This is a genomic window from Jannaschia aquimarina (assembly GCF_000877395.1).
In the GTDB taxonomy this organism is placed as follows: Bacteria; Pseudomonadota; Alphaproteobacteria; order Rhodobacterales; family Rhodobacteraceae; genus Jannaschia; species Jannaschia aquimarina.
Genome location: NZ_JYFE01000024.1, coordinates 23,634 through 36,113, shown reverse-complemented (window position 1 = coordinate 36,113; position 12,480 = coordinate 23,634). Strand labels below are relative to the sequence as shown.

12 protein-coding genes are annotated in these 12,480 nt (G+C 68.4%); 5 read left to right on the top strand and 7 right to left on the bottom strand.

The features are described from left to right. Positions 1-244: 244 nt before the first annotated feature. Positions 245-877 carry a bifunctional 4-hydroxy-2-oxoglutarate aldolase/2-dehydro-3-deoxy-phosphogluconate aldolase gene (eda, locus tag jaqu_RS06440; RefSeq protein WP_043918139.1) on the bottom strand — a complete coding sequence of 211 codons (633 nt, stop codon included), beginning with the start codon at positions 875-877 and terminating at the stop codon, positions 245-247. A 9-nt stretch (positions 878-886) separates the two neighbouring features. Next, the gene (gene edd, locus jaqu_RS06435; RefSeq protein ID WP_043918138.1) at positions 887-2,692 is read right to left on the bottom strand and encodes a phosphogluconate dehydratase; all 1,806 of its coding nucleotides are present in this window, start codon (positions 2,690-2,692) and stop codon (positions 887-889) included. A 241-nt stretch (positions 2,693-2,933) separates the two neighbouring features. Here edd and jaqu_RS06430 point away from each other — a divergent pair, with 241 nt between their 5' ends. Together jaqu_RS06430 and jaqu_RS06425 are read left to right on the top strand one after the other, a co-directional pair. Then, positions 2,934-3,560 carry a hypothetical protein gene (locus jaqu_RS06430; protein ID WP_043918137.1) on the top strand — a complete coding sequence of 209 codons (627 nt, stop codon included), beginning with the start codon at positions 2,934-2,936 and terminating at the stop codon, positions 3,558-3,560. Between the two features lie 4 nt (positions 3,561-3,564). Further along, positions 3,565-4,140, top strand: a complete 576-nt coding sequence (locus jaqu_RS06425) for a hypothetical protein (RefSeq protein WP_043918136.1) — start codon at positions 3,565-3,567, stop codon at positions 4,138-4,140. Positions 4,141-4,170: 30 nt separating this feature from the next. Here jaqu_RS06425 and hisI read toward each other — a convergent pair whose 3' ends face one another. Continuing rightward, a complete protein-coding gene (gene hisI, locus jaqu_RS06420) occupies positions 4,171-4,530 on the bottom strand; it encodes a phosphoribosyl-AMP cyclohydrolase (RefSeq protein WP_043918135.1) in 360 nt (119 codons plus the stop codon). A 66-nt stretch (positions 4,531-4,596) separates the two neighbouring features. Here hisI and jaqu_RS06415 point away from each other — a divergent pair, with 66 nt between their 5' ends. After that, positions 4,597-5,046, top strand: a complete 450-nt coding sequence (locus jaqu_RS06415; RefSeq protein ID WP_043918134.1) for an iron-sulfur cluster assembly scaffold protein — start codon at positions 4,597-4,599, stop codon at positions 5,044-5,046. 320 nt (positions 5,047-5,366) lie between these two features. Here the strand turns inward: jaqu_RS06415 and jaqu_RS06410 are convergent, their stop codons facing one another. Next, a complete protein-coding gene (locus jaqu_RS06410) occupies positions 5,367-5,819 on the bottom strand; it encodes an Lrp/AsnC family transcriptional regulator (RefSeq protein ID WP_043918133.1) in 453 nt (150 codons plus the stop codon). Positions 5,820-5,919: 100 nt separating this feature from the next. Here jaqu_RS06410 and jaqu_RS06405 point away from each other — a divergent pair, with 100 nt between their 5' ends. Then, positions 5,920-6,624: an AzlC family ABC transporter permease gene (locus jaqu_RS06405; RefSeq protein WP_043918132.1), complete on the top strand. Its 705-nt coding sequence runs from the start codon at positions 5,920-5,922 to the stop codon at positions 6,622-6,624. Then, positions 6,621-6,923 (top strand): AzlD domain-containing protein, encoded by a 303-nt coding sequence (locus tag jaqu_RS06400; RefSeq protein ID WP_043918131.1) that lies wholly within the window; start codon positions 6,621-6,623, stop codon positions 6,921-6,923. The genes jaqu_RS06405 and jaqu_RS06400 overlap by 4 nt, the downstream gene beginning before the upstream one ends. 323 nt (positions 6,924-7,246) lie before the next feature. Here jaqu_RS06400 and jaqu_RS22215 read toward each other — a convergent pair whose 3' ends face one another. From jaqu_RS22215 to ligA, 3 genes are all read right to left on the bottom strand, one after another. Then, positions 7,247-7,372: a hypothetical protein gene (locus jaqu_RS22215; protein WP_269078983.1), complete on the bottom strand. Its 126-nt coding sequence runs from the start codon at positions 7,370-7,372 to the stop codon at positions 7,247-7,249. Between the two features lie 116 nt (positions 7,373-7,488). Continuing rightward, positions 7,489-9,573, bottom strand: coding sequence for an ATP-dependent DNA helicase RecG (gene recG / locus jaqu_RS06395; RefSeq protein WP_043918130.1), 2,085 nt, complete (start codon positions 9,571-9,573; stop codon positions 7,489-7,491). Further along, the gene (gene ligA / locus jaqu_RS06390) at positions 9,570-11,816 is read right to left on the bottom strand and encodes an NAD-dependent DNA ligase LigA (RefSeq protein WP_043918129.1); all 2,247 of its coding nucleotides are present in this window, start codon (positions 11,814-11,816) and stop codon (positions 9,570-9,572) included. The genes recG and ligA overlap by 4 nt, the downstream gene beginning before the upstream one ends. Positions 11,817-12,480: the final 664 nt, after the last annotated feature.

Here is a 12,480-nt window from a genome sequence, read left to right as displayed (position 1 = left end):
CAGCCTCCGGCGGGAGTATTTGAACCGAGAAGAAGACCCGGCGCGCTTACCCGCCCGAAAGCGGTCGCATGAGCGCGCCGGGAGAGAAGCGCATGGCTTCTCCTCGGGCGGTCATCGGTGCTCCCACCTGTACCGCACCCTCCTCTTGGCAGGTTAACCTTAACGGGCCCTTACCGGCTTCTTCTCGGCTCAAATACTCTGGGGTGAGCGCCGCAGGTGCGAGGGGCAGAGCCCCCGCCCGGCTTCAGGTCAGCGCATCGCGCGCCAGCCCTTCGATCCGGCTCCAATCGCCCGCTTCCATCGCGTCCTTGGGGGCGACCCAGGATCCGCCGACGCAAATCACGTTCGGAAGGGCGAGGTAATCGGCCTTGTTCGACGGGCTGACGCCGCCTGTGGGGCAGAAGGTCACCTGTGGGATCGGCGCGCCGATGGCCCTGAGCGCGGGCGCGCCGCCCGCCGCCTCGGCCGGGAAGAACTTGAGCATATCCCATCCCTTCTCCAGCAGCGCCATAGCTTCGGTCGCCGTCGCCGCGCCGGGCAGAAGCGGCAGACCCTCGTCGATACAGGCCCGGAGCAGCTTGTCGGTCGCGCCCGGCGAGACGCCGAAGGTGGCGCCAGCGGCCTTTGCAGCACGCACGTCCTCTGGCGTCAGAAGGGTGCCAGCGCCCACGATCCCCCCCGGCACGTCGGCCATGGCGCGGATGCAGTCGAGCGCCGCGGGCGTGCGTAGCGTGACTTCCAGCGCGGGCAGGCCACCCGCGACCAGCGCCTCGGCCAACGGTCCGGCCTGGGTCGCGTCATCGAGCACGAGGACGGGAATGACGGGGGCGCGGCCCGCGAGGTCGCGGGTGGCGCGGGATTGGTCTTGCGGTGTCATGAAGCCCTCTCAGACGACGATTGCGGCGCCGGTATCGGCACTGGAGACGTTGGCCCGGAACGTCTCGAACATCTCGCGGCCCAGCCCGAAGGCGTTGGTCGCCGGGTCGAAGGGAACCGGGTCGCGGTCCAGCGCGCCTTCGGTCAGGCAGGTCAGCGTGCCCGCCTCGGCGTCGTAGCGGATCACATCCCCGTCGCGCAGCCGCGCCAGCGGGCCGCCCGCCGCCGCCTCGGGCGCGACATGAATGGCGGACGGCACCTTGCCCGACGCGCCCGACATGCGCCCGTCGGTCACCAGCGCGACCTTGTACCCCCTGCCCTGTACCACCGAGAGCGGCGGCGTGAGCGCGTGCAGTTCGGGCATCCCGTTGGCCTTGGGGCCCTGGAAGCGGACGACGACGATCACGTCGCGGTCCAGCTCTCCGGCCCGGAAGGCGGCCTTGACCTCTTCCTGATCGGAGAAGATGCGGGCCGGCGCCTCGATCACGCGATGCTCCGGCGCCACGGCCGACACCTTGGTGACGCCGAGGCCCAGATTGCCGCGCATCTCGCGCAGGCCGCCGGTGCGGGCGAAGGCTTGGGGCACGTCGCGCAGGATCCTGTCGTTGAGCGTCTCGCGCGGGCCTGGCTGCCAATGCAGGCCGTCGTCGCCCAGCTTGGGCTCGGTCGCGTAGGCCGAGAGCCCGTCGCCCGCGACGGTGCGCACATCCTCGTGCAGCAGCCCCGCATCCAGCAGGCGCCCAATCATGAAGGGCAGCCCGCCCGCGGCATGGAAGTGGTTCACGTCGGCCAGACCATTCGGATAGACCTTGGCCATCAGCGGCGTCGCCTCGGAGATGGCATCGAAATCCTCGCAGGTCAGACGGACGCCCGAGGCGCGGGCCATGGCGACCAGATGCAGCACCAGGTTGGTCGAGCCGCCGGTCGCCATCAGGCCGACGAGGCCGTTCACATAGGCCTTCTCGTCGAGAATGTCGCAAACCGGCGTGTAGCCGTTGCCCAGATTGGTGATCGCGGTCGCCCGTTCCGTGGCGGCGTCGGTCAGGGCATCGCGCAGCGGCGTGCCGGGATTCACGAAGCTGGCGCCCGGCAAGTGGAGGCCCATGAATTCCATCAGCATCTGGTTGGAATTGGCCGTGCCGTAGAAGGTGCAGGTGCCGGGGCCGTGATAGCTGGCCATCTCGGCCTCCATCAGCTTGTCGCGGCCGACCTTGCCTTCGGCGAAGTCGCGGCGGACGCGGGCCTTCTCCTCGTTGGGCAGGCCGGAGGTCATCGGCCCGGCGGGCACGAAGATGCCGGGCAGATAGCCGAAGGTCGATGCGGCGATGACGAGGCCGGGGACGATCTTGTCGCAGATGCCCAAATAGAGGACCGAGTCGAAGGTGTTGTGGCTGAGTGCCACGCCCGTCGCGAGCGCAATCACGTCGCGGGAGAAGAGGCTGAGCTCCATCCCCGTCTGGCCCTGAGTGACGCCGTCGCACATGGCGGGCACGCCGCCCGCGACCTGAGCGGTTGCGCCCGCGCGGGCGGCGGCGGCCTTGATGCGGTCGGGATAGTCCTTGAAGGGCTGATGCGCGCTCAGCATGTCGTTATAGGCCGTGACGATCCCGATATTCGGAACGCGGTCCGCCACCAGCGCGTCCTTCTGTTCGCCCATCGCGGCGTAGGCGTGGGCCTGGTTGCCGCAGGCCAGGTGCGCGCGCCGGACGCCCTGCGCGGCCTGATCGCGCATCCGCTTGAGATAAGCCTCGCGGCTATCGCGGGAGCGGTCGCGGATACGGTCGGTGATCTCTGCGATGCGGGCGTCGAGCGGCATGGGTCCCTCCCTGCGGCGTTTGCGGGGTCAATGCCATGTTAGCGGTAACGGTTCAATGGGGGGCGGAGGGCCGCTCTCGGGCCGCCCACCCGCGGCGCGCCTGCCGCGACCCCCACCTCCGGCCGCGGCGCTACCGGGTCATGGCATGACACGGTGAGACCGGTTGACGCAGGGGAAACAATTTGGACCGAGGCACGGGCACGGGCTAGGCTGTCGCCATTCCTTACGAGTGGAGCTCGATATGTACCGTCCGTTTCTGATCGCCGGGATGCTGGCTGCGATTTCCAACTCTCCGGCGTCCGCGCAAAGGCTCTCGACCGAGGATCTGGCCGCCCGCATGGAACAGATCACCGCCATGTGCCGCCAGATGACCCTGAACCGAAGCGGGTCGGGCTACGATCTGCAAGGCAACATCGAGGGCGACGGGTCCTGGCTGCTCGACCAGCTCGCCGATCTGGGCGCGGGCATCAGCGGGCGCACCTATAGCTGGACCATGGAAGGCATCTCTCCGCCCGAGCAGGACGACCCCGCCTTCGCGCGGTGGTGTACCGAGACGATGATCGACCGCCTGATCCCCAACCAGCAGAGCGCGCTGGACAACGATTTCGGCGAGGTGAAGGTGGGCACGGGCCAGTCCTTCACCGCCTGCGACCCGGACTCGCATCTGCGGGTGACCGTGATGGCGGACACGGCCCGCCGCCCCTTGCAGCAGATCGTGCTGAGTGGTGTCGATCTGGATGGAGGCCGGACGCGGCTCGAGGCGGGGCCGCCCGTCGTGACCCGGATCGGATGCGAGGTCGCGCTGGTGCGGACCGACCGCGATACCGGGTTCTACGCGGTGATGAGCCGCCGGCTGGCGGCGGAGTGATCCGATGCGCCTGATCCTGCCGCTGCTTCTTGCCCCCCTGCCCGCGCTTGCCTGCGAGGAACCCATCGACTTCCCGCCCGACGAGGCGATCGTCCTTCTGGAAGAGATCCGCGACGGCGCCGATCTCGACCTGCGCGCGCAGTTCGACTACCAGCGCCTGCTTTGCGCGGACGACCAGTTCATCCGCGATCAGGCCCGCGCCATCGGCCGCGCCTCGGAGGTCGAGGCGATCCGCGCGGCGGCCATCCGCAGCGCGATCTTCGAGAAGGACGTGCTGAACCTGACGATCCTGCCCGCCGACGGGATGAGCGACGCGGCCATCGCGATGATGGAGGCGAACCCGATCATCTCCTATCAGGTCGCCTTCGTGGACCGCGCCGCCGGGTGTGTGTCGTTGAACGAGACGGCGCGCTGCAATCCGACCTACCTCGCCTCGCTTTCGGGGACCGAGATGGATCTCAAGTTCAACAAGGCTGTGGCCAAGCTGCGCCTCACCGACAACGGGCGCATGGTCGGCGTCTGGTCGAACGGCGAGAGCCTGGGCGCGATCACCCAGCAGGTGGAGCTTCGGTTGGATTGAGCGCCCGTGTCAAAGCCAAGGCCGATGGGCCTAGGCCTCCGGCGCCATCAGCTCCACTTCCTCGCCGTCGCGGATCGCCGTGTAAAAGCAGGCACGGCGGTTCGTGTGGCAGGCGGGGCCGGTCTGATCGACCTCGACCAGCAGGCAATCGCGGTCGCAATCCACGCGCATCTCGATCAGGCGCTGGACGTGTCCCGAACTCTCTCCCTTGATCCAGAACGCCTGCCGGGAGCGGGACCAATAGGTCACGCGCCCCGTCTCCAGCGTCCGCGCGACCGCCTCGGCGTTCATCCAGGCCATCATCAGCACCTCGCCGGTGGCATGATCCTGCGCGATGGCCGGAATCAGCCCGTTCGGGTCATACACCAAGGTCGCAGGGTCGAAGGACATGTCGTCGCCTTTTCAGCCGGGGATCGCATCGCTAGCTAAGGGGGAACCGAGACGAAGGGAACGGCGATGTCCGACGACCTGATCAAGCTCTATTCCGGCCGGATCCTCGAACTGGCCGCCGACATGCCCGCGACCGAGCCGTTGGAGGCGCCGCAGGCCACGGCCAAGACGCGCTCGCCGCTTTGCGGCTCCACCGTGACGGTGGCGCTGGATCTGGACGGGGACGGTCGGATCGCGCGGTATTCACAGAACGTGAAGGCCTGCGCGCTGGGCCAGGCTTCGGCCTCGATCTCGGGGCGGGCGCTGATCGGGCGTGACCTGGCCGAGGTAACGCGCGCGCGCGACGAGTTGCGCGCGATGCTCAAGGAAGGCGGGCCGGTCCCTGCCCCGCCCTTCGAGGAATTCGAGGTGCTGGTGCCCGCGCGCGATTTCCGCAACCGCCACGCCTCGATCCTGCTGGCGCTGGATGCGACCGTCGCCGCGATGGAAGAGGCCGCCGCGCTGGCCCGCGCCTGACGACGCCCGATCCGCGACGAGAAACCTCGCCTCCAAGGGAAGGAGAGCTTTCGGCAAGCCCGGCTTGCTGTGCGAAGCGGTCAGCCAGTCGGATGAGATGCGCATCGTCCTGGTGTCTTCAGTGGCGGTGACCCCGTTGCGGCGGAGGTCTGGTTTGAGCCCATTTTTACCAATGCTGCGCTACGCATGAATGACCGCTTCCGCTGTAACATGCCTCTAGACGTTTCATTGTCTAGGTGCCGAAATCTGATGATGATCCCAATGCAACAGCGAAACCGTTTCATTTCGGCGTCGTCCACACGCGCACTCATCCAGAGGACTCACCCCAGAGGCACGCCGCTTCCAGTCTTAACGCGGCTGACCACGATGGACGAGCGGTAGTGGCGGACGTTGGGGTCTTCGAAGAAGCGCGCCGTGAATGCCTCGTAATCCTCCATGTCCTTTAGGATGGCGATGACGACGAAGTCGGTGTCGCCAGCCACGCAGTAGCATTGCTGCACTTGGTCCTCGGCAATCGCGCGCCGCTTAAACGCATCCACGCGATCGGGACCGTCGCGTTCCAGTTCCACGGTGATTAGCGCGGTAAGGCCGAAGCCTGCACGCTTAGGCTCGACCACCGCGACCTCTGACGTGATCGTGCCGTCTTCACGCAATCGCTTCAGACGGCGCTGTACCGAGGCGGTGGATGCGCCTGCTCCGTCCGCGAGGTTGCGGATGGAAGTGCGTGCATCTCGTTGCATCATGGCGAGAAGTTTGCGGTCGATGGTGTCCATGATCTCGGTGTGCTTCCTACTCCGTTTTTCTGATATTTATTTATCACCATTTGCGCATTTTTGATGCAAGAGCATCGTTTGTATCAGTTAGAAATTCGATATGTGGCGCGGCGCAACCCTCATCCTTCCCCTCGGCATCGGAGCGGCCGTCTACGGCTTTGCCTTCGGCGTGCTGGCGGCTCAGGTCGGCTTTCCGGCATGGGGGATCGGGCTGATGAGTGTCGGCGTCTTCGCCGGTTCGTCTCAGATCGCCGCAGTGGATCAGTTCGCGACGAACGGCGCGGTCGCGGGCGCGGTGGTGTCGGGCATGGCGCTGAACCTGCGATACCTCGGTATAATGGCGTCGCTGTCCGAGGTCCTGCGTGCAACGCCATTGATGAAGAAGCTGCTCGCGGTTCACGTCACCGCCGACGAGAACTGGGCGCTGACCATGTCCGAGCGTGCCCGCGATCCGAGTGTCGACGCGGATTTCCTGATCGGCTCGGGTCTGATGGTCGTCGCCATGTGGACCGGCTCAACCGTACTAGGCGCATGGATCGGGGCGGGTGTCCCCGACCTATCGGGCTATGGCATCGGCTTCGCCTTCACGGCTGCCTTCATCGCCATGGCGCGCGGTCTCTGGCGAGGTCGTCGCGACCTCCTGCCGTTCGCATCGAGCTTCGCAGCGACGGCCGTATTGGTTCGGTTCGAGGTGGATGGCGCGTTCGCGATCCTCGGAGGGGCTGCGGCGGGCATCATCGTGTCGGGCGCGGTGCGTCTGGCCGTGGCCGGTCGCGCGGGCACCGCGCCAGAGCACCCATCATGACCACGGCGCAATGGCTGTTGATCGGTCTGCTCGCGGTGGGCACCTTCGCAATCCGTATGACCGGCCTGTTCGTCGGCGACGCGGTCGAGCGCCGTCCGGCTCTGCGCGCCGTTTTGCATGATTTGCCGGGGTGCCTCGTCGTGGCGCTCGTCGCTTCGTCCCTGGCAGGCGCATCACCTCAAGCATGGCTCGCGGCCGCCGTTGCACTCGCAGTCGCCTCATGGTCGAACCATGTGATCCTCACCATGGCGATCGGGGTAGGCGCATTCATCGCAATTGGCGGCTTGCTCCAAGTCTAACCGCAGGCGGTCCGGCAAACTGTGCTGCTGGCGTTTGGTCTAGCGGCACACCGGTGAAGCGGACCTTGTGCTTTGAACAGCGAATGGCCGCTCCGTCCCGCAACCTATCACCTGCCGCTTCTGCATGCGCCTGCTCCTTCTCTTCGATGACAGGGAAGAAAGAAGCCGCCGCTCCGTGGGGCGGAGGCGGCGGCGGAGGTGGCGTCGTCGTCGGGCAGTGGCCAGTTCGGCGGACGGTCCCGGGGACGGGGACCGATGGTGGACGCGGCCCCGGGGCACGGGGCGTGCGCGTCGCGACGGGACGCGGGCAGGAAGGTCGGAGGCTACGCGAGGTAGCCGGGAAGGTTCAGCAGGGCCAGGATCAGGGTGACCAGCCAGACGCCGCCCAGCACGTCCCCAAGCGCATCGTCCTGCAGCTTCAGCATCTTCGCGCGGCGGGTCTGGGTCATGCGGGCCATTTCGGTCACCTTCTTGTCTGACTGCTTCGTTGCACCTTTGTTCTCACACTCGCCCTGCACTTGTAAAGAACTTTATTAGAACATTTGCGAACGGACCGTGTTTGTTCCTATCCGACCGACAACAGGCGCAGGGCGCGGTCCTGTTCGGTCAGCCAGAGCAGCAGGCGCGCCGCCTCTCCGCGCCGCGTGGTCAGGGCCGGATCGGCGGATAGCAGGGCGCGCGCGTCGCGACTGGCCGTCTCCATCAGCGCCGACTGCCGCTCCAGATCGGCGATGCAGAAACGGGGCAGGCCCGACTGCGCGGTGCCGATCACGTCGCCCGCGCCGCGCAGGGCGAGATCCTCTTCCGAGATGCGAAAGCCGTCCTCGGTCTCGCGCAGGATGCGCAGCCGTGCCTCTGCCGTCTTGCCCAGCGGCGGCTTGTAGAGGAGCAGGCAGGTCGAGGCCGCCGCCCCACGCCCCACGCGTCCGCGCAACTGGTGCAACTGCGCCAGCCCGAACGTATCCGCCCGCTCGATCACCATGATGGACGCGTTGGGCACGTTCACGCCCACCTCGATGACCGTGGTCGCGACCAGCACGGACGTCTCTCCGGAGACGAAGCGCGCCATTGCGGCGTCCTTCTCCGCCGGGGCCATCTGTCCGTGGACCAACCCGACCCGCCCCTCGCCCAGTGCGGCGCGCAGGCTGCGGAACCGCTCCTCCGCCGAGGTCACGTCCATCACCTCGGATTCCTCGACCAGCGGGCAGACCCAATAGGCCTGCCGCCCCTCGGCAATGGCGCCGCGCAGGCGGGCGATCACGTCGTCCATCCGCCCCACCGGCACGGCCGAAGTCGTCACCGGCGTGCGCCCCGGCGGCTTTTCGTCCAGCACGCTGAGATCCATGTCGCCATATTGGGTCAGCGCCAGGCTGCGGGGGATCGGCGTGGCGGTCATCACCAGCACATCGACGGCGGCGTTCTTCTCGCCCAGCAGCATCCGCTGGCGGACGCCGAAACGATGCTGCTCGTCGATGACGGCCAGCCGCAGGTCGGCGAAGGCCACGTCACGCTGGAACACCGCATGGGTGCCCACGAGGATCTGGATGTCGCCGCGGGCCAGCGCGTCGAGCTTCGCCTGTCGCTCGCGCCCCTTGTCGCGTCCCGTCAGGAGTTCCAGCACCACGCCGGCGGCTTCGGCCAGAGGGCGCAGCCCCTCGGCATGCTGACGCGCGAGGATCTCGGTCGGGGCCATCATCACGCCCTGCCCGCCCGCCTCGACCGCGACCAGCAACGCCATCAGCGCGACCAGCGTCTTGCCGCTGCCCACATCGCCCTGAAGCAGGCGGTTCATGCGCCGGGGGGCCGCCATGTCGGCCGCGATCTCGTCGACGCTGCGGATCTGAGCTGCCGTCGGCGCAAAGGGCAGCGCGTCCGCCACCCGCTTGCGCAACCGGCCGTCGCCTTCCGAGACGCGGCCCTTGCGCTTGCGGTCGCTGGCCCGCGCCAGGGCGAGGGTCAATTGATGGGCGAAGAGCTCGTCATAGGCCAGCCGCTGTCGGGCCAGCGCCGTGGGCGACAGGTCCTTCGTGGCAGCCGGATGATGCGCCATCCGCAAGGCTTCGGCGAACGACGGCCAGTCGCGCTCGGACAGAAGCGCGGGGTCGATCCATTCAGGCAGGTCCGGCAAGCGCGCCAAGGCCCCCTCGACCGCGCGCGCCATCACCTTGTTCGTCAGGCCCTGCGTCAGCGGGTAGACCGGCTCGTAAGGCGGCAAACGCTCCCCTTCGCGGAGCACGTAGTCCGGGTGGGGCATCTGCGCGAGGCCGTCATAGAGCTCCACCTTGCCCGAGACGGTGCGTCGCTCGCCCGTCGGCAGCAGATCCTCCAACTGCTTCGGGTGTCCCCGAAAATAGACGATCTGGAACGTCGTGCGCGCATCCTCGACCTCGATCCGGTGCGGCTGTCGGTTCGACGGCGGGCGCATGTGGCGGAGGATCGTGACCGGAACCGTCACCGTCGCCGGCAGCGTCGCGTCCAGCACGCTGTCGACCGGCGCGCGGTCGATGCCCTTTTCGGGCAGGGTCAGCAGCAGATCCTTGGGCGTGGCGATGGCGAGATTCGCCATCAGCCTGGCGCTCTTGGGGCCGACGCCCGGCAGCGTCTCGAGCGACGCGAAGAGCGGGAACAGGCGTTCCGGCCGTCCGCTCATGCGTCGCCGATCAGGGCCAGCCAGCCGTCCTCGTCCAGCGTCTCGATGCCCAGCTCCGCCGCCTTCGCCGCCTTCGATCCGGCCCCGGGCCCCGCCACTAGCAGATCCGTCCTGGATGAAACCGAGCCCGAGACCTTGGCCCCCAGCGCCTCGGCCCGCGCCTTGGCCTCGGCGCGGGTCATCCGCTCCAGGCTGCCGGTAAAGACCACCGTCTTGCCCGCGACGGGGCTGTCGGCGGCCCGTTCCTCGGGCGGCTCGAGCGTCAGTTCTGCCACGAGCGCGTCGATGGCCGCCCGCTCCTGCTCGCCCGAGAAGGCGTCGCAGACCGCCAGCGCCAGCGTCGCGCCGATGCCGTCGATGCCGGTCAGCTCCTCCCAGGCGGCGCGCGCTGCGGGGTCCAGCCCCTCCCATGCGGCGTCGCGCGCGGCCGACAGCTTTGCGCGGCGGCCCTCTCCGGCGGCGGCGGCCCGCTCGGCCCGTTCCACTTCCTCGGCGGCACGGTGGCAGGCGGCCGCGGGGATCGCCGCGTCGATGGTCCGCGCGAGCGGGTCCCACTCGCGGAAATGGCGCGCGAGATCGGCGGCGGCCACCTCGCCCAGATGGCGGATACCCAACCCGAACAGCAGCTTGGCCAGGGGCTGCGTCCGCGCCGCCCGGATCGCGCCGAAGAGGTTCGCGGCCGAGGTTTCGCCCCATCCTTCCAGCCCCGCGACGGTCTGCAACCCGCTGCCATGGCGCGCCTCCAGCGTGAAGACGTCGGCGGGCGCGTGGATCCAGCCCAGATCGTGGAACCGCTCGATCTCCTTGTCGCCCAGCCCGTCCACGTCCAGCGCACCCCGGCTGACCAGATGCTTCAGCCGCGCCACCCGCTGCGCCGGGCAGATCAGCCCGCCGGTGCAGCGACGCACGCTTTCGCCCGGCTCGCGCAGGGCGGGGCTTTGGCATTCGGGGCAGGTCTCGGGGAAGATATAGGCTTCCGCCCCCTCGGTCCGCGCCTTCAGATCCACGTCGCGGACCTTGGGGATCACGTCGCCGGCGCGGTAGATCTCGATCCGGTCGCCAACGCGCAGATCGACGCCGCCCCGGATCGGCCCGCCCGACGAGTCGCGGCCCGCGATGTAATCCTCGTTGTGCAGCGTCGCGTTCGAGACGACGACCCCGCCCACCGTCACAGGCTCCAGCCGCGCGATGGGCGATAGCGCCCCCGTCCGGCCGACCTGGATTTCGATGGCGCGCAGGCGCGCCCACGCCGTCTCGGCCGGGAACTTGTGGGCGATGGCCCAGCGCGGCGTGGTGGAGCGCATCCCCATCCGCGCCTGCCAATCCAGCCGGTCGACCTTGTAGACGACCCCGTCGATGTCATAGCCCAGCTCGGCGCGCCGCTCGGCGATGGTCGCGTAACGGTCGAGCATCGCGGAGAGATCCGCACAGCGCACCGTCAGCGGATTGACCTGAAAACCCAGCTCGGCCAGCCGAGCCAGCGCGTTCGACTGCGTGTCGGCCAGCGCCTCCGACACCTCGCCCCAGGCATAGGCGAAGAAGCGCAGGGGCCGGGCCGCGGTGATCGCGGGATCGAGCTGGCGCAGGCTGCCGGCCGCGGCGTTGCGCGGATTGGCGAAGACCTTGGCGCCCGCCTCGTCCTGCCGGGCGTTGAGCGCGGCGAAATCGGGATGGGACATGTAGACCTCGCCGCGCACCTCCAGCAGGTCGGGCGCGCCCTCCAGCACCTGCGGGATCTCGTCGATGGTCCGCGCGTTGCGGGTCACGTCCTCGCCTACCGTGCCGTCGCCGCGCGTCGCGGCGTGGATCAGGCGGCCGCCCTCGTAGCGCAGCGACAGGCTGAGGCCGTCGATCTTCGGCTCGGCGGTATAGGCCACCTCCTCCGCATCCGAGAGGCCGAGATAGCGCCGCACCGAGCGGTCGAAATCGGCGACATCGGCGCCGTCGAAGGCGTTGCCCAGCGACAGCATCCGCTGGGCGTGCCGGATCTTGGAGAAGCCCTCGGCCGGGGTGGCGCCGACCAGATCGCTGGGGGAATCGGCGCGTTTGAGATCGGGGAAGCGCGCCTCGATGGCAGCGTTGCGCCGGCGCAAGGCATCGAATTCCGCGTCCGAGATGATCGGCGCGTCCTCGGCGTGGTAGGCCGCGTTGGCGCGGACCAGCAGGTCGGCGAGGCGTGCCAGTTCGGCCTTCGCGGCGGCCTCGTCCAGCGCCTCGACCTCGATCCCGGATGTGTCGGACATTGACCCTCCCACGGACATTCCCCGCAGGGTCTAGCGCGGCGCTCCCGGACGGGGAACCGCAAAGGGCGGTCGCGGGGCGTTCCCCGATCCGCGGCGGATGGCTGGTCGCGGCAGGATGGATCGAAGCGCTCAGGTCGCGACCGTGGAGCGGCTGGCGACACCACCGAACTTGCCTCGCTGTCGCATCAAGCAGCGGGTTGGGGGTGCTGGGACGTGACATTCCGGGTTCGCCGGGTGCGGCAGGCGACGCGTGGATTGCGTGTTCCGACGCGGACGTGCGTAGCGACGAGGCGATGGACCGCGCGGTTTCGATGAGGGCGAGGTCGTTGAGCCTGACCCGGCCAGAGAGACGGACCGACCCGACGCGACGCACCCCCTCGTCTCGGCTGGCCACCCCGTCCCGTCGAAGGACCGAAAAAGCGTGGTCTGACAAAACGGAGCGGGTCGTCCCGTATGGCAATCGGCATCGCGCTGCTGCGCAGAGCGGCCAGCAAGACGCCGTTTGGCCAACCCAATACGATCCAACGCGTCCCGGATCCGTGGCTTGTTTCGCTGGACAACCAGGATCCACTGGGACCACGCTGACTTTGGGAAACGACCATCCCGACTTTCTGCGTCATGACCCGTCACACGTCGCAGGGGGTCTTCGCCCGCCGGGTTGTCG

Coding starts and splice junctions, on each gene's coding strand:
- hisI (WP_043918135.1), bottom strand. CDS start 4,530: ATGTCCTTCGACCCTGCGACCTTGGTGTATGACCCGAACGGGCTGATT.
- edd (WP_043918138.1), bottom strand. CDS start 2,692: ATGCCGCTCGACGCCCGCATCGCAGAGATCACCGACCGTATCCGCGAC.
- recG (WP_043918130.1), bottom strand. CDS start 9,573: ATGAGCGGACGGCCGGAACGCCTGTTCCCGCTCTTCGCGTCGCTCGAG.
- ligA (WP_043918129.1), bottom strand. CDS start 11,816: ATGTCCGACACATCCGGGATCGAGGTCGAGGCGCTGGACGAGGCCGCC.
- jaqu_RS06405 (WP_043918132.1), top strand. CDS start 5,920: ATGTGGCGCGGCGCAACCCTCATCCTTCCCCTCGGCATCGGAGCGGCC.
- jaqu_RS06400 (WP_043918131.1), top strand. CDS start 6,621: ATGACCACGGCGCAATGGCTGTTGATCGGTCTGCTCGCGGTGGGCACC.
- eda (WP_043918139.1), bottom strand. CDS start 877: ATGACACCGCAAGACCAATCCCGCGCCACCCGCGACCTCGCGGGCCGC.
- jaqu_RS06425 (WP_043918136.1), top strand. CDS start 3,565: ATGCGCCTGATCCTGCCGCTGCTTCTTGCCCCCCTGCCCGCGCTTGCC.
- jaqu_RS06410 (WP_043918133.1), bottom strand. CDS start 5,819: ATGGACACCATCGACCGCAAACTTCTCGCCATGATGCAACGAGATGCA.
- jaqu_RS06415 (WP_043918134.1), top strand. CDS start 4,597: ATGTCCGACGACCTGATCAAGCTCTATTCCGGCCGGATCCTCGAACTG.
- jaqu_RS22215 (WP_269078983.1), bottom strand. CDS start 7,372: ATGACCCAGACCCGCCGCGCGAAGATGCTGAAGCTGCAGGACGATGCG.
- jaqu_RS06430 (WP_043918137.1), top strand. CDS start 2,934: ATGTACCGTCCGTTTCTGATCGCCGGGATGCTGGCTGCGATTTCCAAC.